20 protein-coding genes are annotated in these 20,928 nt (G+C 69.3%); 7 read left to right on the forward strand and 13 right to left on the reverse strand.

Annotated features, from left to right (window positions below):
• Positions 1-78 precede the first annotated feature (78 nt).
• Positions 79-1,452, forward strand: coding sequence for a hypothetical protein (locus tag SALPAC4_RS0100670; RefSeq protein ID WP_019868723.1), 1,374 nt, complete (start codon positions 79-81; stop codon positions 1,450-1,452).
• Here SALPAC4_RS0100670 and SALPAC4_RS0100675 read toward each other — a convergent pair.
• Together SALPAC4_RS0100675 and SALPAC4_RS0100680 are read right to left on the reverse strand one after the other, a co-directional pair.
• Entirely contained in the window at positions 1,421-3,211 is a 1,791-nt protein-coding gene (locus SALPAC4_RS0100675) for a PucR family transcriptional regulator (protein ID WP_019868724.1), read from the reverse strand. The two genes, SALPAC4_RS0100670 and SALPAC4_RS0100675, sit on opposite strands and share 32 nt — an antisense overlap.
• Positions 3,212-3,319: 108 nt before the next feature.
• Positions 3,320-4,129, reverse strand: coding sequence for a TrmH family RNA methyltransferase (locus SALPAC4_RS0100680; protein ID WP_027644808.1), 810 nt, complete (start codon positions 4,127-4,129; stop codon positions 3,320-3,322).
• A 260-nt stretch (positions 4,130-4,389) separates the two neighbouring features.
• Between SALPAC4_RS0100680 and SALPAC4_RS0100685 the strand changes: the two genes are divergently transcribed.
• Together SALPAC4_RS0100685 and SALPAC4_RS0100690 are read left to right on the forward strand one after the other, a co-directional pair.
• Complete coding sequence (locus tag SALPAC4_RS0100685; protein WP_019868726.1) at positions 4,390-6,750, forward strand: helix-turn-helix domain-containing protein; 2,361 nt, start codon at positions 4,390-4,392, stop codon at positions 6,748-6,750.
• Between the two features lie 137 nt (positions 6,751-6,887).
• Positions 6,888-7,763: a hypothetical protein gene (locus tag SALPAC4_RS0100690; RefSeq protein ID WP_027644807.1), complete on the forward strand. Its 876-nt coding sequence runs from the start codon at positions 6,888-6,890 to the stop codon at positions 7,761-7,763.
• A 76-nt stretch (positions 7,764-7,839) separates the two neighbouring features.
• Here SALPAC4_RS0100690 and SALPAC4_RS0100695 read toward each other — a convergent pair whose 3' ends face one another.
• The 3 genes from SALPAC4_RS0100695 to SALPAC4_RS0100705 form a co-directional block, all read right to left on the reverse strand.
• Positions 7,840-8,031: a DUF397 domain-containing protein gene (locus tag SALPAC4_RS0100695; RefSeq protein ID WP_018223455.1), complete on the reverse strand. Its 192-nt coding sequence runs from the start codon at positions 8,029-8,031 to the stop codon at positions 7,840-7,842.
• The gene (locus tag SALPAC4_RS0100700) at positions 8,022-8,789 is read right to left on the reverse strand and encodes a DUF5753 domain-containing protein (protein ID WP_018827423.1); all 768 of its coding nucleotides are present in this window, start codon (positions 8,787-8,789) and stop codon (positions 8,022-8,024) included. The genes SALPAC4_RS0100695 and SALPAC4_RS0100700 overlap by 10 nt, the downstream gene beginning before the upstream one ends.
• A gap of 238 nt (positions 8,790-9,027) precedes the next feature.
• Complete coding sequence (locus SALPAC4_RS0100705; RefSeq protein WP_223874678.1) at positions 9,028-10,095, reverse strand: phosphotransferase family protein; 1,068 nt, start codon at positions 10,093-10,095, stop codon at positions 9,028-9,030.
• A 70-nt stretch (positions 10,096-10,165) separates the two neighbouring features.
• Between SALPAC4_RS0100705 and SALPAC4_RS0100710 the strand changes: the two genes are divergently transcribed.
• Complete coding sequence (locus SALPAC4_RS0100710) at positions 10,166-10,861, forward strand: SDR family oxidoreductase (protein ID WP_033664988.1); 696 nt, start codon at positions 10,166-10,168, stop codon at positions 10,859-10,861.
• 87 nt (positions 10,862-10,948) lie between these two features.
• On the opposite strand, the gene SALPAC4_RS0100715 is transcribed toward SALPAC4_RS0100710, so the two are convergent.
• The 3 genes from SALPAC4_RS0100715 to rpmF all read right to left on the reverse strand — a co-directional run bounded on the left by SALPAC4_RS0100715 (position 10,949) and on the right by rpmF (position 13,132).
• Entirely contained in the window at positions 10,949-11,647 is a 699-nt protein-coding gene (locus tag SALPAC4_RS0100715) for a VOC family protein (protein ID WP_019868730.1), read from the reverse strand.
• A 76-nt stretch (positions 11,648-11,723) separates the two neighbouring features.
• Positions 11,724-12,956, reverse strand: coding sequence for a GTP-binding protein (locus tag SALPAC4_RS0100720; RefSeq protein ID WP_019868731.1), 1,233 nt, complete (start codon positions 12,954-12,956; stop codon positions 11,724-11,726).
• Positions 12,953-13,132: a 50S ribosomal protein L32 gene (gene rpmF / locus SALPAC4_RS0100725; RefSeq protein WP_026273465.1), complete on the reverse strand. Its 180-nt coding sequence runs from the start codon at positions 13,130-13,132 to the stop codon at positions 12,953-12,955. Before rpmF ends, SALPAC4_RS0100720 begins: the two co-directional genes overlap by 4 nt.
• An 83-nt stretch (positions 13,133-13,215) precedes the next feature.
• On the opposite strand from rpmF, the gene SALPAC4_RS28785 reads away from it, so the two are divergent.
• The gene (locus SALPAC4_RS28785; protein ID WP_019868733.1) at positions 13,216-13,350 is read left to right on the forward strand and encodes a hypothetical protein; all 135 of its coding nucleotides are present in this window, start codon (positions 13,216-13,218) and stop codon (positions 13,348-13,350) included.
• A 93-nt stretch (positions 13,351-13,443) separates the two neighbouring features.
• Here the strand turns inward: SALPAC4_RS28785 and SALPAC4_RS25915 are convergent, their stop codons facing one another.
• Both SALPAC4_RS25915 and SALPAC4_RS0100740 read right to left on the reverse strand, forming a co-directional pair.
• Entirely contained in the window at positions 13,444-13,560 is a 117-nt protein-coding gene (locus SALPAC4_RS25915) for a DUF1963 domain-containing protein (RefSeq protein WP_019868734.1), read from the reverse strand.
• A gap of 44 nt (positions 13,561-13,604) precedes the next feature.
• Positions 13,605-15,869, reverse strand: coding sequence for a transglycosylase domain-containing protein (locus tag SALPAC4_RS0100740; RefSeq protein WP_019868735.1), 2,265 nt, complete (start codon positions 15,867-15,869; stop codon positions 13,605-13,607).
• A gap of 851 nt (positions 15,870-16,720) precedes the next feature.
• Here SALPAC4_RS0100740 and SALPAC4_RS0100745 point away from each other — a divergent pair.
• Positions 16,721-17,968, forward strand: a complete 1,248-nt coding sequence (locus tag SALPAC4_RS0100745; RefSeq protein ID WP_019868736.1) for a cytochrome P450 — start codon at positions 16,721-16,723, stop codon at positions 17,966-17,968.
• Positions 17,962-18,156 carry a ferredoxin gene (locus tag SALPAC4_RS0100750; protein WP_027644804.1) on the forward strand — a complete coding sequence of 65 codons (195 nt, stop codon included), beginning with the start codon at positions 17,962-17,964 and terminating at the stop codon, positions 18,154-18,156. Before SALPAC4_RS0100745 ends, SALPAC4_RS0100750 begins: the two co-directional genes overlap by 7 nt.
• 172 nt (positions 18,157-18,328) lie before the next feature.
• Here SALPAC4_RS0100750 and SALPAC4_RS0100755 read toward each other — a convergent pair whose 3' ends face one another.
• The 3 genes from SALPAC4_RS0100755 to SALPAC4_RS0100765 form a co-directional block, all read right to left on the reverse strand.
• Positions 18,329-19,141, reverse strand: a complete 813-nt coding sequence (locus SALPAC4_RS0100755; RefSeq protein ID WP_019868738.1) for a hypothetical protein — start codon at positions 19,139-19,141, stop codon at positions 18,329-18,331.
• A 139-nt stretch (positions 19,142-19,280) separates the two neighbouring features.
• Positions 19,281-20,390: an SPFH domain-containing protein gene (locus SALPAC4_RS0100760; protein WP_019868739.1), complete on the reverse strand. Its 1,110-nt coding sequence runs from the start codon at positions 20,388-20,390 to the stop codon at positions 19,281-19,283.
• 4 nt (positions 20,391-20,394) lie between these two features.
• The gene (locus SALPAC4_RS0100765; protein WP_019868740.1) at positions 20,395-20,865 is read right to left on the reverse strand and encodes an NfeD family protein; all 471 of its coding nucleotides are present in this window, start codon (positions 20,863-20,865) and stop codon (positions 20,395-20,397) included.
• Between the last annotated feature and the right edge of the window lie 63 nt (positions 20,866-20,928).

The following is a 20,928-nucleotide window of genomic DNA, read 5'->3' on the forward strand; positions in this document are numbered from 1 at the left end:
TCGGAATATATCGACGACGTCGGTGGGTGGTCCGGGCGCACTCGGGCACGGCGGACGAACCAGGGCCTAGTATGGCGTGTGCCCAACGAGCAGCTGCGGCGGATGGACGCCTTCACCTTCCCGTCCTACTCCTTCGACCTGTCCACCGGGGAGGCGTTGTTCGACTACGCCCTCACCGGGCCGGACGGCGAGCAACGTTTCACGGAGGTGATCACCCTCCCGCTGCCCGCGTCACCCCCCTCAGCTGAGCGGGTAGCCACTTTGGGGCGGGTCCTGGAGCTGCTGCACGTGATCGCCGGGGTCAGCTACTACAAGACCGCCGCCCCGCACCGGCTGGTGCTGCCGGCTCCGCTGGGGCCGGCCGCCGTCGCGCTGGTCACCGCCGTCTACACCAAGGGCCTCGGCGAGTACGCGTACCGCAACGCGCTGCCGCACGTGCTGCGGCTGCGTCCCGAGGTGCCGCCCGGTGAGGTCACCCCGCCGGTCGGCTACGACACCGACAACCGGCGACCACTGTCGGCGGTGGGGGGCGGCAAGGACTCGATCGTCAGCCTGGAGGCGCTGCGCCGGGACGGGCTGGACCCGTTGCCGTTCTCGGTCAACCCCAACCGGGTGATCGAGGCGGTCAACGTCGCCTCGGGGTTGCCGGCGCTGGCCGCCCGGCGGCGCATCGACCCGGTGCTGTTCGACCTGAACGCCGCCGGCGCGTTGAACGGCCACATTCCGGTTACCGCGATCAACTCGCTGATCGCGGTGGCCACCTCGGTGCTGAACGGGCTGGGCCCGGTGGTGATGTCCAACGAGCGCTCGGCGTCGGACCCGAACCTGGTCTGGGAGGAGCACCAGATCAATCACCAGTGGTCCAAGGGCGTCGAGGCGGAGGGGCTGCTGCGCGGGGCGCTCGAGGAGCACGCCGGTCTCACCGACCCGTACTTCTCCCTGCTGCGCCGGCTCTCGGAGCTGCACATCGCCCGGACCTTCGCCCAGATCGACGGCTACGACGCCGTCGTGACCAGCTGCAACGCCGCGTTCAAGCTGCGCGGTGCGAGTGATCGCTGGTGCCGGGACTGCCCCAAGTGCCGCTTCGTCTTCCTCGCCCTGGCGCCGTTCATGCCGCGCGAGCGGATCGCCGGGATCTTCGGTGGTGACCTGTTGGCCGACCCGGCGCAGCTACCCGGCTACCGGGAGCTGCTGGGCGTGGACGGGCACAAGCCGTTCGAGTGTGTCGGCGAGGTCGAGGAGTCGGTGGTGGCGCTGAGCCTGCTCGCGGAGCAGCCGGGGTGGCGCGCGGCGCCGGTGGTACGCGCGCTGGTCGAGGCGGTCCCGGAGTCGGCCTGGAAGACGGCGGCCAGCTCGGCCGTCTTCACGCCGGGGGGACCCAGCTTCGTCCCCACCCGGTACGCCGACGCTCTCGACTCCCTTACCGGGCGGGTTCGGAACCTGCCCGGGTGACGTTGGCCGCCACGGGCCGGCGGATCGCGTCCAGCGCCAGCAGTGCCACGTGCAGGCCGAGGCAGGCGTCAACCGAGTCGAGGTCCACGTCGAGGATTCGACCGATCCGGGCCAGGCGTTCGTAGAACGCCGGGCGGGACAGGTGCGCGGCGACGGCGCCGGCCGACTTGTTGCGGCCCTGTTCCAGGTACGCGCGCAGGGTGCCGAGTAGCTGTTCCCGGGGGTGCTGCGCGTCGTAGGAGAGCAGGGCGCCCAGTTCCCGCTCGACGAAGGTCTGTAGGGACGGCTCGTCGCGCAGCAGGTGCAGCAGGCCGGCGAGCCCGACGTGCGGCAGCCGGTAGATCGGCAGGTCCCGCCGGTCCCGGCGGGCCGCCTCGGCCACCTGCCGCGCCTCGACCAGGGAGCGGCGCGCCTCCCGCAGGCTGCCCACGCCCGAGCCGGCGCCGATCACGGCGGTGCCGGCCGGGTCCGGGCGGCCCGGGCTCCGCCCGCCGTCCCGTTGGGCGTTGACCGGTCCGGGGAAGACGTCCGGGCGGGCCCGGGTCAGGGCGGTGACAAAGGCAGTGAGCGCCCGCTCCTCGCCGGAGCGGTCCGGCAACGCGAGCAGCACGCCGACCGTCTGGTCGTCGAGCGCGCTGGTCAACGCGGTCAGCTGCGCCTCGTGCACGGCGTCGCCGACCGCCTCGGCGAGTTCCCGCAGCCGGGCCGAGCCAGCCCGCGGGCCTCCCCCGGGGACGTGACCACTCTCGTCTGACCTGGCCAGCGCCGGATCGTCGACCCGGTAGCGGACCACCACCCCCACCAGGTGCCGCCCCGCCAACGGCACGCCGAGGGCGCGGGCCCGCAGCGCCACCTCGTCCACCGGCCGGGAGTGGTCGAGCAGGGCCGCCAGCAGGGTGCGGTGTAACTGCCGTTCCAGGCCTTCGGCGTCGCGCCGGATCAGCCGGCCCAGGGCGAGGCTGGACGCTGCCCGTTCCACGAGGATGGTTAGTCGGGTGGGCGGGGTGTCCGACCGGTCCCCGGGGGTCGCCGCGCCGGCACCGAGCCACCGCACCAGCAGCCGCCCCCAGTCCTGCCCCCGGGCGCCGACCATGGTCACCAGCCAGCCGTTGTCCACGTCGTACGCGGTCCGGCCCGCCGGCAGGATCCGTCGGGAGAGCTGCTCCCAGCCGTCGAGCAGCAGGGCGGCACTGCCCCCCGCCGGGTCGTACGCGAGCACCTGCCGGGACAGGTTCTCCAGCACCACCGCGCAGCCGGAGAGTTCGGCCGCCTGCTGGACCACCTCCCCCGGTCCCGCGCCCTCCATCGAGAGCTCGGTGAAGCGCTGATGGATCTCCTCGGTGGCACGTAGCTCGGTCAGCTGGGCATCCACGATCAGCGCGTGCACCGCCTCGGTGACCCGCACGAAGGGGGTGGCTCGGCGCAGCTCAACCAGGGGCAGCCCGTGCCGGGCGGCGGCGGCGATCATCGCCCGGGGCACCCCGCCGAAGTAGCGGCGGCCCAGCTCGACGACGAGGCCGGCGACGCCTACGGCGGCCAGGTCGGCGATGAACGCGCGCAGCCCGGCGTTGTCGGCGGGCAGCCCGATCCCGGTGGTCAGGACCAGTTCCGAGCCGCCGAGCAGGGAGGCGATGTCGGGCACCTCGGCCACGTGCACCCAGCGGACCCGTCGGTCCAACGCGGCTTCACCGGCGACGAGGCGGGGCGCGCCGGAACGCACCGGCTCCAACGCGAGCACTTCCCGAATGGTGGGGAACACGGGCGACACGCTACCTCGTATGACGTTGGTCACTAAACTCCCGTGCCCGGCGGCGGCTGGGGTTGAACCGGGGCGAGCGGCGCGGTGCGGGGTGACCGTTACCGGTGGTCAGAGCGGATCGTCCCGGCCGAGTTCCCAGCAGGCGACGGCGGTGGCGGCGGCGACGTTGAGGGAGTCGACACCGCGTCGCATCGGGATCACCACGCGGACGTCACTGCCGTCCATCGCCTCCCGGGTCAGGCCGGCGCCCTCCGCGCCGAGCAGCAGCGCCGCCCGGGCCCGCTGGTCCGGTCCGAGGCGTTGGATCGGCACCGCGTCGGGGGCGGGGGTCAGGGCCAGCACGGAGAAGCCGGCGGCGCGGACCTCGGCGAGCGCGTCAGGCCAGGGGCCGAGGGTCGCGTAGGGCACGGCGAAGACCTCCCCCATGCTGACCCGGACGCTGCGGCGGTAGAGGGGGTCGGCGCAGGTCGGGGAGAGCAGCACCGCGTCTACGCCGAGCCCGGCGACGGCCCGAAAGATCGACCCGAGGTTGGTGTGGTTGTTCACGTCTTCGAGGATCACCACCCGGCGGGCGGTGGCGAGCACGTCGGCCGCCGTCGGCTGCGGCCGGCGACGGAACGACGCCAGCACCCCCCGGTGTACGTGGAAGCCGGTCACCTGGCGCAGCACGTCCGGAGTGGCGGCGTAGACCGGGGCGTCCCCGTTGCCCAGGTCGGCGATCTGCTCCACCCGCTTGGCGTCCACCAGGTAGGACCGCGCCGGGTAGCCGGCGCGCAGCGCACGCCGCAGCACCAGCTCGCCCTCGGCGATGAAGAGGCCGTGCGGTGGCTCCCAGCGGGTCCGCAGCTCCACGTCGGTGAGGGCGCGGTAGTCGGCGATCCGGTCGTCGTCGGGGTCGGTGATCTGGTGGACGGGCACCGGACGATTCTGCCGGACGACGCGGACGCCGCCCAGTCCACCCACCTTGCCCGAGGAGCACCCCCAACTGGTGGCGCAACCGACGCGGCGTAGGTGCCGAGTATCGCGCCCACCCGGCGGCGTCGGACTGCCGACGCGCGGATCGGGCGTCGCGGATGATGACATCCTCCTGGGTCCCCGGGACAGGCCACAGCACCGGCCATCGGTGACCGGAGTTCCGTTACGCTGATCGATAGCCGCGCCTGGGGAGGAGCTGCGAGGTGACGGAGCAACTCGGACCGCTCTTGCGCCAACTGCGGAATCAGGCGGGATTGACGCAGGAGGCGGTGGCGGAACGGTCCGGGGTGAGTGTCCGCACGATTCGCCGGCTGGAGTCGGCGAGAAACATTGATCATCGCTTGGGAACGCTGAACCTGTTGGCTGACGCGCTTGAGCTCGGGTCCGCGGACCGCGAGCTCCTGGCGGCGAAGCTGGCGAGAGCCGGCACCCCGTCCACGGCCATGACTCAGGCCGCCCCCACGACTCCTGGCCCAACTGAGTCGGCGAGCAAGTCACCCCGGTCACCGTCGGATCGGGCTCCCGTGTCGGCACCGCCGGCCGCCGTGCTGGCGGCTGCGGACGCGTTGGCGAGGGAAACTTGGCGGCGGTGGCGACGTGAGGAGGAGCGGCGCCAGGTCCACGACCCGTTTCCGTTGCCGTTGCGCTGGCGGTCGGCCCCCGCACCGCTGGTGGACTACGCGGCGAACATCCAGCGCCTTCCACCGGGAGCTACGACGCAGCTGAACCTCGATGGTGAGCTGCGAAGTATCGCCGAGGTCTACCGGAGGATCCGGTCCGGACGGTTGGTGATCCTGGGCCGGGCGGGTTCGGGCAAGTCGATCCTGTTGATCCGGCTTGTCCTGGATTCCCTTGCGACCCTCACTCTGCCCGATCGAGTGCCGCTGATCTTCAACATCGGCACCTGGGACGCGACGGCCACCACCCTGCGGGACTGGCTGATCGGTCAGCTGTTGCGGGACCACCCACACCTGGCCCGCCGGACTCCGGGCGGGCCGACGCTGGCCGCCGCACTGGTCGACGCGGATCTCATCCTGCCTGTCCTGGACGGGTTTGACGAGATCGCCGAAGGCCTACGGCGGGACGCGCTCGAAGCCCTCAACGCGACCTCACTGCCGCTGGTGCTGACCAGCCGCCGGGACGAGTACGCCGACGCGGTGCGGGGAGCCGGGGCGCCGCTGAACTGGGCCGCGAGCATCGAACTTGTTGACCTCACCCTCGACGATCTCACGGCCTACCTGCCCCGAACCGCCCGCCCGGCCGGCCGCGACGAGACCGGGGCGGGGTGGGATCCCGTACTGGAACAGCTGCAGGCCCAGCGGTCCCCGGCGGCCACGGTCCTCACGAAGGTTCTGACCACTCCCCTGATGGTCGCCCTGGCGCGGGCGATGTACAGCGAGGCACCGCACCGCGATCCGGTCGAACTGCTGGACAGCGCCCGTTTCCCCAGCGCGGAGTCCGTCGAGAAGCACCTGCTGGCCGGCTTCGTCTCGACGGTGTACCGACCATCGTTGCCGGGGCGCAACGCCGGTGGCCGCTGGCGACAGAGCTGGGACCCGCAGCGCGCGGCGCACTGGCTCGGCTACCTCGCCCACCAGTTGGTACGGCCCCACCAACTCCGGCGAGACCTCGCGTGGTGGCAGCTCGGTGACTCCCTTCGTCGTTCGACGCGGATCGGAGTCGCGACCGTCGTCTCCGCGCTGTGTGTCGCCGGATCAACCTGGACGATCGGGCTGGTCGCGGCCCAGGCCAGCCGTGGGCAGGTCCTGCTGGAAGGGGCCATGCTGGGGCTGTCGGCCGGCCTCGCGTTCGGGACTGTCTACGCGGCGATTATCGCCTTCGGCGGCACCTTCCAACCGGCCCACGTGCGGCTCCGGCTACGTCGCGGCCGAAGCGGCAGCGCCCGCCCGCCCGCTCGGGCGTTCTTGCTCCGGTTCGCGGTGGTCTTGCTGGGCGGATTCGTGATGGGCGTCGGCTGCGCCTGCGCCGTCGCCGTCATCCGCGCGCGGTACTGGGAGACCCCGCTCACCAGTCCCGAAGCGATCCGGGCCACCCTGATCAACATGCTGGTCTTCGGGCTGATCTTTGGCTTGGCGGTCGGGCTGGTGTTCGGGCTCCTGGCCGCGCTGGAGGTGCCGGTGGACGTGTCCTTCGCCGCCACTCCGGTCCACCTCCTGTCGGCGAACCGGACGACTGTGGGCCAACAGGTCCTCATTCTCGCCCCCATGCTCACTCTGGCCATCGCCTTCGGTGGACGGCTGGTCGTCAACCTGCTCCAGGGACCTCTCGGGCCACTGAGCTGGGAGCTACCCGACACGCTGCTCATCGGTGCCGCCGGTGGCCTGGGCAGCGCTTTGTCGTACGCGTTCTGCTTCACCGCCTGGGGGCAGTGGGTGGTCCTGTGCCGGGTGTGGCTGCCGCTGACCGGCCGGCTGCCGTGGAACACGATTGCCTTTCTGGAACACGCCTACTACCGAGGTGCGCTCCGGCAGAACGGTGCGGTCTATCAGTTCCGCCATTTCCGGCTTCAGGAGCACCTCAACCACTCGTACCGCAAGCAGTAGGCGCTACCGTCCACATTCACCCGCGCCCTACACCGCGCAAGCATAACTGACCAGCCGATCGTCAGCAATCTTGCAGTTAATTCCCACAAACAGCATTTGTCGTACGGTGGAATGGCACTCGACACAAGGAGGTCCACATGAGAGTCATTCCATTCGGTCGGCGAACGCGAGTTCGATGGCTGGGTGCAGTTTCCGTGGGGCTGCTACTCGGCAGCACCCTCGGTGTTGGCACCGCCAGTGCGGTACCAGAAAAGCGTGTCCACAACGCGATGCAGATCAGCTTCAGCCCGACTGCGCCGGACGATTTCTGCACGATCGGCGCGGTGGGCACCGACGACTACGGTCGGAAGATCGCAATCTCAGCCGGTCACTGCATTAACGACCCGGATTACGCCGATCGCGAGATCCACGAGAACATCGCTCCCGTCTACCATCGACAGGATCCGGAATTCGGCCCGATTGGCCACATTCGCTACTTCAAAGACCCAGAGGGGTCTGGTACGGGCCACCTGACCAAGGACTACATGATCATCGAACTAGTCCCGGAGGTGACCCTCTCCGCCCAGGGCCCGTACCTGAAACAGACGGGTGAGGTGGAGGTCCCGGGCGGCACGGCAAGCCCGAACGCGTTGAGCCCCGCGCTGGATAACGAACGGCTGCTCGGTGCCGGGTGGCTCAGCACCAATGAAATCATCGTCATGGGCCAGCTTGGCATCTGGTATGCCGGCATAACTCACAACACGAATGGTATCTACCGGTCCTGGGCCCAACACTGGCCAGGCGACTCGGGGGGTCCGACGATCTGGCACGTGCCGGGCAGCGCCTACCCGTCCGAGGAGAATGGATTCCAGGCCGAGGGGCCGTGGGCTGGCATCACCAAGGGGATGGGTCTGCAACTTCCGCCGTACCAATACACCAGCTCCGCCAACATCCTCGCCGACCTTCGCGCGCGAGACGCCGCCGACCCCGCGGACATCTACGGTGCCGGCTTCGAGGTGACCCACAACCCGTGACCCCCGTTGACCGGTGACACCGGTTCCAGAAACGACGCGCCCGCCCCGAGGGGCGGGCGCGTCGGCGTCGGGTCGGTCAGCTGCCGTCGGGGAGTCGGGTGACGAAGGCCCGCCACGCCGCCGGGCCGAAGACCAGCGCCGGGCCGGCCGGGTCCTTGGAGTCCCGGACGCCGACGACGCCGGGGAGATTGTCGGCGACCTCAACGCACGAGCCACCGTTGTTGCCGCTCTTGCTGCTTTTGCGCCATCGCGCACCGGTCAAGTCCATGATCCCGCCGCTTCTCTGATCAGCTCCAAGGAGGAAGCTCGGGGGAGGGATTCGCCCCTGATGCGCTCCCACCTTCGGCTCAGGGTAGCAACGTCGGCGGCCTGCCGGAGGATCTGCGCGGGCGCCTGACTGTCGACGTGGGCGACGTGCTCGACCTCGGGCAGTTCGGCGAGGATGAAGCCGCCGCCGAGCCCCGGATACATCCCGATGTCCTTGGGCACCAGGTGGACCTGCACCGTGTCGTCGGTGGCGCGCTCGGCGAGGAACTCAAGCTGTTCGCGCATCAGCCGGCGGTCGCCGTAGGCCGACTGGTAGAGCACCCCCTCGAAGATGACGGCGGTCAGCAGCGGGGGGCGGTCGGTGCGGAGGATGGCCTGTCGACTGATCCGGGAGGCGACGAGCTCGTCGACCTCGCCCGGGGTCAGCGCCTCGCCGGCGAGGGTCGCGCGGGCGTAGTCCTCCGTTTGGAGCAGGCCGGGAATCCAGGTGTGCTCGAACCAGCGCACCGCGACCGCTTCACGCTCCCAGTCAACCCATTCCCGCAACCACTCCGGCTCGCGACGTTTGACGACATCGGGCCAGAGCTCCTCAACCTCCCGACCGAGGATAGTGGCCACCTGGAGGCGGCGACGGGGCCGCGGAACTCGCCCCGGCGTAATCCAACGCGCCGCAGTTTTCGGGTCGACGCCGGTCTGGGCAGCCAGGCTCTCCGCGGTCTCCCCCGCCTCCACCATGGCCCGCTGCAATGCATAGTTCATCCTGCCTCCATTCAAGGATGTTCTCGGACGTCCCAACAACGTGCACAAATGCTGTGTCTTCATCCCATGGCGTGTTGACAGAGTGTGCGTCATGGAGGCGCGTTGGGGGAAGACCCAAATTTCGGCGGAGGCACGGGCGGGGCATCCGTACCCGGAATGGGTGTGGACAGTTCGATCTAGAACGGGAAGGCGAGGATGATCGATGAGACCAAAACTGTCGGCCGTCAGCCGTCGGCCGTCAGTCGAGACTGTCGAGCGCCGCGCGCAGCTGGCGAAGCCAATTCGCGCCGAGCTGGCGTCCATTGGGAAGTCGATCCGCTCGATCCCAACGCCATGCGGCGATCATCGCCAGCACCAGGATCCGGCACTCGCGGAGCAAACGATTGTCGACACCGGGATAGTGCTCGCCGACTTCCTCGGGCGCGTGGGCGAGGTCGAATTCGACCGGTCCCCGGCAGCACGTCTCCAAGTCAATAAACAGCACCCCGTCCCTTGTCGCCAACGCGTTACCCGGGTGCGGCTCGCCGTGCAGTAATTGCTCGGCGCTGCCGTGCTCGCGGACGGCCCGGCTCAAGCCGCGTAATGCGTTGCCGAGAAGTTCCCGGTCCATATCGGTGAGCATCGGCGCGCGATGGCGGCTCGCCACGAGTTCCTGGGCCTGCCGGACGCGGTCGGTGAAGTGCGGCGTGGGGACCTCGAGCGTACGCATGCCGGCGTGCAGCCGGTGCAGCGCACTCGCGTAGTCGGCCGGGGAGACCACTGCCGATGGCACCGGTTCGTAGTAGGTCCAGAACGTCACCGCGTAGCCATTCTGCGGGTAGACACGCGGCTCGACCCGAGGGTCAGGAACAGCCACCGGGCTCCCGAAATCTGCAAGCTGTTGCGCGAGCTCGATTTCGAGCCGCGCCTCCTGGTGCCCGCCAGGGCCTACTCGGGCCAGGACATCGCAGGGCAGCAGGCGCAGCGTGAGCCGGTTCGAAGCCTGCAGGACGACCGCGTCGTCGGCCTTCAAGCCCAGTGCCGAGGCGATCGACCTGGCCGCCGCCACCGCAGGTGGGACCGCTGACACCGACATCGTCGGGTAACCCTCTGTTGAGTACCGCCGCCACCACCCAGAGCCCAGCCGTCCCTTCCCTCCGGTGTTCCCGCGCTGGTGCTGATCGCCCAGCGCTCCGGCTTTGGCTGCCCGGAGCTCACCACTCGCCGGCAGGTCCTCGGTGACCGTCTCACCATCGCTGAGGTAGGTTCTGGCCACATACCCCTCCATGACGCATACGCCGATCAATTCTCCGAAGGACGATGCCACGCGGAGATCGCGGCCCCGGATGGCGGAGGGTGACTCGACCGCTACCACCTCTTCGGCTGACGGAGGCCTGATGGGCAGATATGTGATTACCGGGGCCACTGGCGGCATCGGCGGAGCCGTCGCGGAGCTGCTGCATGAGCAGGGGCATCAACTGGTCCTGGTGGGTAGCCACCGCGGGCGTCTCGACGCAGCGGCCGGGCGACTGGGCGGATGCGAGACCCTGGTGCTCGATTTGCTCGACGTGGAGGGCATCGCCGCTCACGGATCCGCGCTGGCCGCCAGAGACAGCCCCATCGATGGTCTCGTGCACAGCGCGGGTCTGGCCCAGCTGGGCTCCATCGCCGACTCCGAGACCAACAGTTGGATGGATCAGTACAAAGTCAACGTGGCAGGCCCAGCTGAGCTCACCCGTTGTCTGTTGCCTGCGCTCCGGACCGCGCGCGGCCAGGTGGTCTTTGTCAACTCCGGTCAGGGCCTTCGCACCAGCCCCGGGTGGGGCCCATACTCCGCGAGCAAGCACGCGGCCCGCGCACTAGCGCAGGCGTTGCGCGCGGAGGAGGGCCCGCACGGGATTCGCGTGACGAGCGTCTACCCCGGCAGGACAGCCACCGAGATGCAGCGAGCCATCCATCGGCAGGAGGGCGCCGAGTACGTGGCGCAGGCGTATATCCAGCCGCGCAGCGTAGCCCGGACCGTGCTGGCAGCGCTCATGTCGCCCCCTGACATGGAGATCACCGACGTGTCCGTGGCCGTTCCTGGCTCGTGACGGGAGACAGCAGCCCACCCGCTGGTTCCACCCGCACCTCGGGTTGCAGCGCCCGGTACCACGTGGAGCGGCCCCCACCGAGCGTGGTCATGGCGAGTCGACCGGCTGTAGCGGCAGCCCACCGATGGATTCCAGATCCAGGGGCGCGGTCAGACCCGACAGCTCGACCAGCCGGACGCCGTGGCTGTCGCCGTCCCCGTCCGACAACCGGATCCACGGGTCCGCACCGTCGAGGAGTGACTGCCAGGCCGCGCGGGTGGCCGCTGGGACCGCGACGTGAACGCGCGCGACCGAGGTGGCTCCGTTGGCGTGCACGACCCGCTCCGGCCGGGCTGACGGCCGGTAGGCGGACATGGCGAACGGCAGGCTCGGGTCCTGTGGCACAGCGAGCTGCCAGCGCAGGGTGACGCCGTCCGGGGTCGCCCTGCGCATGTTCAGAATCCGGCTCATCGGCACGCCCGCGGCGACGAGCCGATCCCGTTCGGCACCGATCGACTCGTCGTCGGTCTCGACGGACACATCGATCCACGAATGGTCCAGTCCGGCCCACCGTTCCACCCGCCGCCGCAGGCCACGGCCGCCGTATAGCTGGACCGCCCACCGTAGCGGTAGAGACAGCCGCGGAACCCGAACCAGCTCAATAAACGGGCCCTCCTCGAACCAGATCAGCGCATTCGAACTACGGTCGGGCCGCCGACCGTACACGACCGTGAACCCGACCTGCTGGAACGCTCGCACAGCGGCGTGGATGTCATCCACCCGGTGCAGGATGTGGCTGCAACGCATGCGATTTCCCTACGAAGAAGCGGTTAGGAATCGGACAATATGGTTACGAAATAGGGGTGATCATCGCCGATTTGGCCTAGGCCTGGACCGGCTCGGCGTGTTCGTGTTCGTGTAGGTCACCCAAGTCCCACTCGGGAAACGGGTCGGGCAGTGCCCGCCACAAGGATTCCCCGGCGGCGACCTCCGAATCGGTGAGCAGGCAGGCGGTCAGGGCAGCCCGCAGCCCTTCGCTGTCCAGGTTGACGCCGATGAGGACCAGTTCCTGCTGCCGGTCGCCGAACACCGGATGCCAGCGAGACTCCAATTCCGCCCGTTCGACCGGGTCCTCCGGCCACTCCCCGGACACCGCGATCGGCACGCCCGCCGGGTCGCACCGCCCGGACGCACCGGCCTGTGACCAGAGGGCCATCACGTCCGGCCGGCTGGCCAGCCACAGGAACCCTTTCGATCGCACCACCCCGAAGGTATCCAAGCCGTCGGCGAGCAGCTCCCACAGGCGCTGCGGGTGGAACGGCCGGTGGTCGCGGAACACGATGCTGGAGATGCCGTATTCCTCGGTCTCCGGCACGTGCTCGCCGTTGAGCTCAGCCACCCAACCGGGCGTGGTCTCCGCCCGCTCCAGGTCGAACCAGCCAGTATTGAGGATCATCGCTGGTGGTACCCGGCCGTGCATTGCACGGACCTGACGGGCGGCCGGGTTGAGTCGGGTCAGCAGAGCCTCCACGACCGTCAGGTCCTCCGAGGCCAACAGATCGGTCTTGTTCACCACCAGCACATCGGCGAACTCGATCTGGTCAACCAGCAGGTCGGCGATGCTCCGGTCATCACCCTCGTACGCGGCCAGGCCGCGCGACTCAAGTGTCTCCCCCGCCTCGATCCGAGCCAGCAGGCCAGCGGCATCGACCACAGTGACCGTGGTATCCAGCCGGGCCAGGTCGTCCAGGATCTGTCCGGCTTCCACGCCGAAGGCGAACGTGGCGGCCACCGGCATCGGTTCGGAGATCCCACTGGACTCGATCAGCAGATAGTCGAACCGGCCCAGGCGCGCCAGCCGCGCCACCTCGTCGAGCAGGTCGTCGCGCAGCGTGCAGCAGATGCAGCCGTTTGTCAGCTCCACCAGCCGCTCTTCGGTACGCGACAACGCACCGCCGTCGCGGACCAACGCGGCGTCAATGTTGATCTCACTCATGTCGTTGACGATCACCGCTACCCGCAGTCCGTCGCGGTTCGCCAGAACATGGTTGAGCAGGCTGGTCTTGCCAGCCCCGAGGAACCCCGACAGCACCGTCACCGGCAGCCGGTCACTCACGGCGTATCCACCACCTGGCGCCCCTTGTACAGGCCGCAGTGCGTGCACGCCCGGTGCGGCACCACCATCTCCTTGCGTGGACAGGGGCAGGGGGTCAACTGCGGCACGCTCGCCTTCCACTGCGCCCGCCGGTGCCGGGTGTTCGACCGCGACATCTTCCGCTTCGGAACGGCCATGAGGATCTCCTTCTTCGACAGGTCGCACCAGAGCCTATCGGTAACGGTTGTCGTTTCCATAACCGCTGGTTCCGATCTTCGGCGTGAGGTGGGACACCGCGGCGGTCATCACGCTGCGCGTCGAGATGGCGACGTTGGTGGCTGGCGCCGACGGCCCCTACGCCGCCACTGGCCCTGCGGGCACCGAAACCTCGTCCGTCCTGGTGATGGCCGCCTAGATCACCGAGGTGGAACGCGACCCAGGCATTCGACTGGATCCGACCAAGGCGGCCGTTGCGGCTTGCCCCGGACAGTCGCGGACCGCGTTCCGTTCAGCTGCGCTGCCAGGTGAACAGCGCCCGATCAAATCGACGGTCGGTGAAATCCTCGGGGCGGATGAGCCAGTAGAGCATGCCGGCGTCGCCCCACATCATGGTCGCCTTTGTCATCGCTGGCGATCTGGGCCAGTAGCAGCTCCCGAGCGGGCGCTGTCTCAGCCGCGGTTCAGCCAGCGACGCAACTCGGCGAAGGGACCACGGTCATCGCCGGGCTCCGGCTGCTCACGGTCCGGCTCCGGCCGTTCGACCGGGCGCTGTGGATCACCGACCAGTTCCGGACTGGGCGCGACGAACCCCTGCTCCGGCTCCCCCTGCACAGCGGTGGAGATCACCTCGGCGACCGCGTCGATCACCTGCGCCTGCACCGCGCTGCCGACCGCGTCGGTGGTGTCGTCGGGGTTCGCGGCGATGCCGGCGACCGCGATCTGCGGGGTGAAGCCGACGAAGCTCTCCGTGACCTCCCGGTCCGAGGTGCCGGTTTTGCCGGCGACCGGCCGGCCATCCAGGATCCGGTCCACCGAGGTGGCGGTGCCGCCGTTGCACTGGTTGGTCGAGGACTGCTGGCCGACCGGGCAGCGGGCGGCATCGGTGGCGGCCCGCGCCACCTCCGCGTCGAGCACCCGCTCGCAGGAGGGTGCGACCGGCACCGCCGAGCCATCCGGCGCGGTCACCGAGACCACCGGTAGCGGCTCGCAGTACGTCCCCTCGGCCGCGACCGTGGCGTACGCGTTGGCCAGGTCCAGCGGGGTGGCGGCGGCCACGCCGAGGGTGAACGAACCCCAGTTCTCCGCGTTGTTCTCGGCGAACGCCGCGTCCGCCTCGGATCGGAAGGTGATGCCGAGACGCTGCGCCATCTCCACCACCTTCTCCGGGCCGACCTGCTCGGAGAGCCAGACGAAGTACGTGTTCACCGAACGGCCGAAGCCGTCCCACATCATCCGGTAGCCGTCCATCCACGCCGGGTTGGCGTTGCCCGGGCACCAGCTTCCGTCGCAGCTCGCGTCGCCCTCGGCCGGGTACCGGGTGGGCAGCTGGCTGGGCGCGTCGAAGCCGGTGGCGAGCGGCATCCCCGCCTCCAGGGCGGCGAGCATGGTGAACAGCTTGAAGGTCGAACCGGCCTGGTAGCCGGCGATGCTGCCGCCGCCGGAGATGAGCGGGTTCACCGTGTTCGGGTAGTTCGGCTGCCCGGCCGGGTTCTCCGCCAGGCTGTAGTGCCGGTTCACCGCCATCGCGAGCACCCGGCCGGTGCCGGGCTCCACCGCCGCGAGCGGCAGCGCGCGCTCGTTGTCGTACCCGTAGACGCTGATGACCTGCTGCTGCGCCGTCGCCTGCAGCTCCGGGTCCAGCGAGGTGACCACCGTGTAGCCGCCCCGGCGCAGCGCCTGCTCCCGCTCCTCAACGGTCTCCCCGAAGGCCGGCTGGGTCAGCCACCACTGGCGTACGTAGTCGCAGAAGAAACCCCAGTCGTCCTCGCCGCCGGACGAGGCGGTGCAGCCGTTCGGCTGGGAGGTGGGGTTCAACGTCAGCGGCTCCACCTTCGCGGTGTCGGCCTCGGCAGCGGTGATCTCGCCGGTGGCGACCATCGCGTCGAGCACGTACGCCCGCCGGTCCAGCGCCGCCTCCTGGTCGCCGTCGATCGGGTTGTACGCCTCGGGCGACTGCACCAGGCCGGCGAGCAGCGCCGACTCGCTGAGGGTCAGCTCCGCCGGGGTCTTGGCGAAGTACCGCTGGCTGGCCGCCGAAACGCCGTACGCGCCGGAGCCGAAGTAGGCGATGTTCAGGTAGCGGTTGAGGATCTCGTCCTTGCTGAGCTGCTGCTCGAGCGCGTTGGCGTACCGGATCTCCTGGAGCTTGCGTTCGACGGTCTGCTCGGTGGCGGCGGCGCGCTCCTCGGCCGTCAGTCCGGGATCCGTCTTGAGTACGTTGCGGACGTACTGCATGGTCAGGGTCGAGCCGCCCTGCGAGGTCTCGCCGCCGGTCACGTTGGCGACCAGGGCCCGGACCATCCCCCGTAGGTCCACGCCGCCGTGGTCGTAGAAGCGGCGATCCTCGGCCGCCACGATCGCCGCCTGCAGCGACGGCGCGATCTCGTCCAGCCCCACGTCGGTGCGGTTGACGTCGTAGAAGCTCGCGATCAGCGTCGTGCCGTCGTTGGCATAGAGGTAGGAGCGCTGCGGGGTGGCGGGGGTCCGCAGCACGTCCGGCAGGGACGAGTAGCTCGCGAGCGCCGACCGGGCCGCGAACCCGAGCACCAGGTTGCCCGGCAGCACGGCGACCGCCAGGACGAGACCAGCGAGCAGGCCGGCGAGCAGCACGGTGAACAGCCGAGACAGCGGCGTACGGGGCAGGGCCATGGCGTCCAGGATTGCCAGGGAGGCGGCCAACCAGCCAATCTGAGCGGCGACTGTCAGCCAATTCACCGGCTACTGCCAGCTGTTTCCCAACCTAACCGCCCCGGGTTGTCGTTTGGGTGGAGGAAACAGGCAGTGGGGAGCACTCCCACGACAGCACCCAGTCGGGACCTTCGGGAACGCCTCGTCATCAACCTTCGGCCGAGCGTCAGTATGACCGAATATACCTACTAAACCGATGCAATGTACGATTGTTCTACCTTTCAATCCAAAAGGTGAAGTTTGACCTTTTCGCGAGTTTGATCTACCCAATCCAGCATGCTCACGCACCGGCTGCTCCGCACTGAGTGCGGGCGGCCTCCCAGATCCGCCTGCCGCCGAGCCGCCCGCTTCCTGGCGCGACCCGCCGCGATCGGATGCCGCAGGGCGGAAGGTGCTGCTTCTCGACGCTCATCAGCGACTATGTCCGAACCATGGCCCCGGCCGATCCGCCACCTGGTGCAGGCGTTGCGTCCCCAGCAATTCACTGCGCAGCCGTTGGGGCACATCGCTTGATACGTCGCGTTTGCGACATGGATCATGTGCATCAGGCCCATCTCCACACTCCTCTTGTGGGGACCCGAGTGACGAAATGACGGATGCGTTGGAAGCGCATCCCGATCACACGGGGCAGCTCGCGGCTTCGAGTCCGCGCGCGAGGAAGGAGAGGTGTGACTGTACTCCCGGTAACAAACACCGGCTGCGCCACTAACGGCGACCGATTCCGACGGCCGCCAACTGGCACCCGCCCACCCTGTTACCGCACCTGAGGCAGTCAATGCCGACGGATCCCGGGCGCTGTCGCTGCCGTGCGCCACCACGCACCGCGTCCGGAGCCAACGGAGGAACCGCATCCCGACCCCCCCCCATGGAGAATCCACATGTCGTCACACCCTGCCGCCGCACCCGGCCCCGAGACCGCCACTCCACTGCACACGCTGGCACCCGAGCTCACGTTTCCCCAGTTCGAGCGAGCCACCCCGTTCGACCCCCCGGAGGCCTACACCGAGCTCAGCGGCCGCTGCCCCGTGGCACCGGTCAGGATGGCCGACGGAAAGCCATCGTGGCTGATCACCAGCTTCGAAGGGGTTCGCGCGGCGCTCAGCGACCCTCGCCTCAGTTCCGACATGTCGCATCCGGGCTTTCCCAACCGGACTGGCAAACCGGTCGACGACCTCCTCAAGGACACCCTCGGCGCCATGGACGGCGAGCGGCACAGGTACTACCGCCGCATGCTGACCGGCGAACTCACTGTCCGGCGGGCGAAGGCCATGCGGCCGGTCATCACCCAGATCACCGACGAGGCACTCGACCAGCTGGCAGCGGCCGGGCCCGGCGCTGACCTCGTCAAGCATGTCGCGTTGGTAGTTCCGTCGCGGGTGGCCTGCCACCTCGTCGGCATCCCGCTCAGCGAATACGAACTGTTCACCGGCATGGCGGCCAAGCTGATGGAAGCGACCAGCAGCGCCGATCAAATCGCCGCCCTGCAGGACATGGTCTCCTACTTCGACAAGTTGGTGACCGACCGGGAGCACCACGACCGAGACGACCTGCTGGGACACATGGTGCGCCGCTACCTGTCCACCGGCGAGCTGACCCGGGAAATGCTGATCAGGCTGGCCTGGACCACCATGGCCGCTGGGCAGGAGACCACAGCGCACATGATCGGTTTGGGCGTCGCGGCGCTGCTACGCCACCCCGACCAGCTCGAACTGCTGCGGCGCGAGCCCCACCTGATGCCCGGCGCGGTGGACGAGCTGATGCGCTACCTGCCCATGATCCAATTCGGCATACCCCGGGTGGCCATGGACGACGTGGAAGTCGACGGCCAAACAGTGACTGCGGGCGAAGGGGTGGTGGCCCTGCCACCCCTCGCCAACCGCGATCCCGCGGTGTTCGAACGGCCGGACGAACTGGATGTGCGACGCAACGCACGCCAGCATCTGTCCTTCGGCTACGGCCCCCACCAGTGTCCGGCGCACGCCCTGGCCCGGCTGGAGCTCGAGGTGGTCTACAGCCGGTTGCTGGAACGCTTTCCCACCCTGCGCCTCGCCGACGGCGACGCCGACCTGAAGGTGCAGGACGAGGACATCATGTACAACGTGTCAGAGTTGGCGGTGGCGTGGTGAGGGTGAACCTCGATCGGGACCGGTGCTACGGCCTCGGACAGTGCGTTCTCGCCGCCCCGGACGTCTTCGACCAGGACGACGAAGGCATCGCTTGGCTACTCGTGGAAGAGCCGCGACCCGAGCAGCACGATGAGGTCCGGCAGGCGGCGATGGCCTGCCCCCGTCAGGCCATCGGTGTGGCCGACTGACCACGGCCGCCACGTCTGACCCGGGGCTTCCAGCGCCCACCCGAACCGCCGCCTGTTCGCATCCAGATCGAATACGCGGCGGTTCGGAGGTCGGTACCGGGAGTGCCACGAAGCGATCTCAGCGTCCAGATCAGCCACCGGTCGGATCCCGCGTGATCCCAGTCGAAGCAGGTCAGCCGGCGGCCAATGGTCCGCCGGTTCCGGCCGGGCCGCCGGCCGCCGGCGCGGCCGTGGGCAGACTGGCGTTGGCGGCGTCGCGAATGATGTCGCGGGGCAGCAGGCGGCCGGAACGGTAGCCGATGCCGATACCGGCGATCAGTGCGAAGATCGCGCCGAAGGTCTGCAACGAACCAATCAGCGAACCCGCCAGGCCAAGCAGCGGCGCCGCGATCATCAACATCACACCGTCGCCGATGCTGAACATGCCGGAACGGGCGACCGCCCAACCGGTGGCCAGCCAACCCAGGCCGTAGCAGGCGGAGCCGACCAGAACCACGACCCGGGCGGTGGTGCCGAAGACCGGGGTCTGCGCGGCCAAGCCGGCGAACGGCAACATCAACACCAGGCCCGTGATACTGAACAGGAGCCCGGTCACCGCGGCCCGTCGGCTCCGGGTCGCCGCCAGCAGAGCAGCCAGCGCGAGCACCGCGAGCAGTCCCAGCCAGGTCGCCAGCAACCAGCCCACCAGGTATAGCGGACGGCCATCGCTCGGGTACGGCGCGTTGCCGATGCCCCGGTCGCTCGCCATCGCGACGATCCCGTAGAGGATCGCGTACGCGGGCAGCAGCCACACCGCCGCGCGGGCCAGCCGACGGATCGACCACGCCCAGGTCGCGTCGGTAGCCGGCGCGCCCGGCGGCGGGTCCCCGATGAACGGCAACACTCCGAATCCACCACCGGCGCGGCGGGTGCCCAGTGGCGCGATCGGGTCGTGCGCCCCAACTTCCGCTGCCGCGGAGTGGCGTTGCCTGTCCGCCTTCTTCATCCGTCACCTCGCTCCGCCCGAGCGGTGCGGGACGCGCCGAGGCGCCCCGAAACCTGGTCACCACCCGCCTTACGACCGATGGTGGCAGGCACCGGAGCGCCACATGAGGTGTTCTCGCGTTATCGCGCGAGGTTGGCGGTCAGCCCCGCTCGCGCTGCTCGGTGGAGTCGTTCAGCAGGTTCTCCGCGGGGACCGGCTCGGGCGCGGGCAGTCCCTTCGGCTCCGCGCCTCCGGCGGCCTGCGCCTCGGCGACGCGTGCCTCGTCGTGGACCTGCCGCGCGGCGTCCGCGGCGGCCCGTGCGGCCTCGTCGGCCTCCCGCTCGACCTGGCTGGCCCCTTCCGAGGCCTCCGGTGACGGTGCGTCACCGACCATCTGGCTCAGGCCCCCCAACGCGCCGCCCATGCCCTCCAGCGCCTTGGTCAGCTCGGCCGGAACGATCCAGACCTTGTTGGCGGAGCCGTTCGCGATCTGCGGTAGCGCCTGCAGGTACTGGTAGGCGAGCACCTTCTGGCTCGGGTTCGCCTGGTGGATGGCGTCGAAGACGGTCCGGACCGCCTTCGCCTGCCCCTCGGCCTCCAGGATGCGGGCCTGCCGGTCACCGTCGGCGCGCAACACCGCCGCCTGCTTCTCGCCCTCGGCGGTGAGGATCTGCGACTCCTTGTGCCCCTCGGCGTTGAGGATCGCGGCCCGACGGTCCCGCTCGGCGCGCATCTGCTTCTCCATCGAGTCCCGGATGCTCGGCGGCGGCTCGATCGCCTTGATCTCCACCCGGGTCACCTTGATGCCCCAGCGGCCGGTGGTCTCGTCCAGCACACCGGAGAGGTGCCGGTTGATCTCCTCCCGGCTGGTCAGCGCCCGCTCCAGATCGAGAGAGCCGATGACATTACGCAGCGTGGTCACCGTGAGCTGCTCGATCGCCTGCAGGAAGTTCGAGATCTCGTACGTGGCGCGGACCGAGTCCACCACCTTGAAGTAGAGCACGGTGTCGATCGACACCACCAGGTTGTCCGAGGTGATGACCGGCTGCGGCGGGAAGCTGACCACCTGCTCACGCATGTCGACCTTGGTGCGCACCGAATCGACGAAGGGCACCAGCAGGTTCAGGCCCGGGTCCAGGGTGCGCTTGTATCGGCCGAGCCGCTCCACCACGTCCTGGCGCTGCTGCGGCACGATCCGCACCGCCTGGGCCAGGGTCACCACGCCGATGATCGCCAGAGCTATCAGTAGGACCGGCAACAGGAAGTCCATCTACTCACCTTTTCGTCTCAGGTAGCTCGCCGGGCCGGGAAACATCATCCCGCCAGACCTGCGCGGTGGCGCCGCGCACCTGGATCACCTGCACCCGGTCCCCCGGCGCGAAGACCTGGGTCGCATCGTAGGAACGGGCCTGCCACAACTCGCCGTCGATTTTGACGAGCCCGTTGTCGGCGTCGACCCGCTCCAGCACGAGGGCCGCGCTCCCCTCGATCGCGCCGACACCGAATGGTGATTCCTCGGTCGAGGTGAGGGTAATCCGACGCCGCAACGCCGGACGGGCACCCAGCACGGTCAGCGCCGAGACCACGGCGAAGACAACCGCCTGGATCTCCACGGGCGCCCCGAGCGCGGCTGCGCCGGCAGCCGCGAACGCCCCGACCGCAAACATGATCAGGAACAGCGTCGTCGTAAAGATCTCGGCGACGGCGAGCACCGCCCCGACGACAATCCACAGCACCGCGTCCACCCCACGATCGTGACACGCCGGTGCACGTGTCATCGAATTGCCGTCTCGCCGTAGCCCGGCAGC

It is taken from the genome of Salinispora oceanensis (assembly GCF_000383575.1).
Taxonomy (GTDB): domain Bacteria; phylum Actinomycetota; class Actinomycetes; order Mycobacteriales; family Micromonosporaceae; genus Micromonospora; species Micromonospora oceanensis.

Excerpts from the sequence above, each read along its gene's own strand:
- SALPAC4_RS0100690 (WP_027644807.1), top strand. The coding sequence starts at position 6,888 with ATGAGAGTCATTCCATTCGGTCGGCGAACGCGAGTTCGATGGCTGGGT.
- SALPAC4_RS0100695 (WP_018223455.1), bottom strand. The coding sequence starts at position 8,031 with ATGGACTTGACCGGTGCGCGATGGCGCAAAAGCAGCAAGAGCGGCAAC.
- SALPAC4_RS0100700 (WP_018827423.1), bottom strand. The coding sequence starts at position 8,789 with ATGAACTATGCATTGCAGCGGGCCATGGTGGAGGCGGGGGAGACCGCG.
- SALPAC4_RS0100710 (WP_033664988.1), top strand. The coding sequence starts at position 10,166 with ATGGGCAGATATGTGATTACCGGGGCCACTGGCGGCATCGGCGGAGCC.
- SALPAC4_RS0100715 (WP_019868730.1), bottom strand. The coding sequence starts at position 11,647 with ATGCGTTGCAGCCACATCCTGCACCGGGTGGATGACATCCACGCCGCT.
- rpmF (WP_026273465.1), bottom strand. The coding sequence starts at position 13,132 with ATGGCCGTTCCGAAGCGGAAGATGTCGCGGTCGAACACCCGGCACCGG.
- SALPAC4_RS25915 (WP_019868734.1), bottom strand. The coding sequence starts at position 13,560 with ATGACAAAGGCGACCATGATGTGGGGCGACGCCGGCATGCTCTACTGG.
- SALPAC4_RS0100745 (WP_019868736.1), top strand. The coding sequence starts at position 16,721 with ATGTCGTCACACCCTGCCGCCGCACCCGGCCCCGAGACCGCCACTCCA.
- SALPAC4_RS0100755 (WP_019868738.1), bottom strand. The coding sequence starts at position 19,141 with ATGAAGAAGGCGGACAGGCAACGCCACTCCGCGGCAGCGGAAGTTGGG.
- SALPAC4_RS0100760 (WP_019868739.1), bottom strand. The coding sequence starts at position 20,390 with ATGGACTTCCTGTTGCCGGTCCTACTGATAGCTCTGGCGATCATCGGC.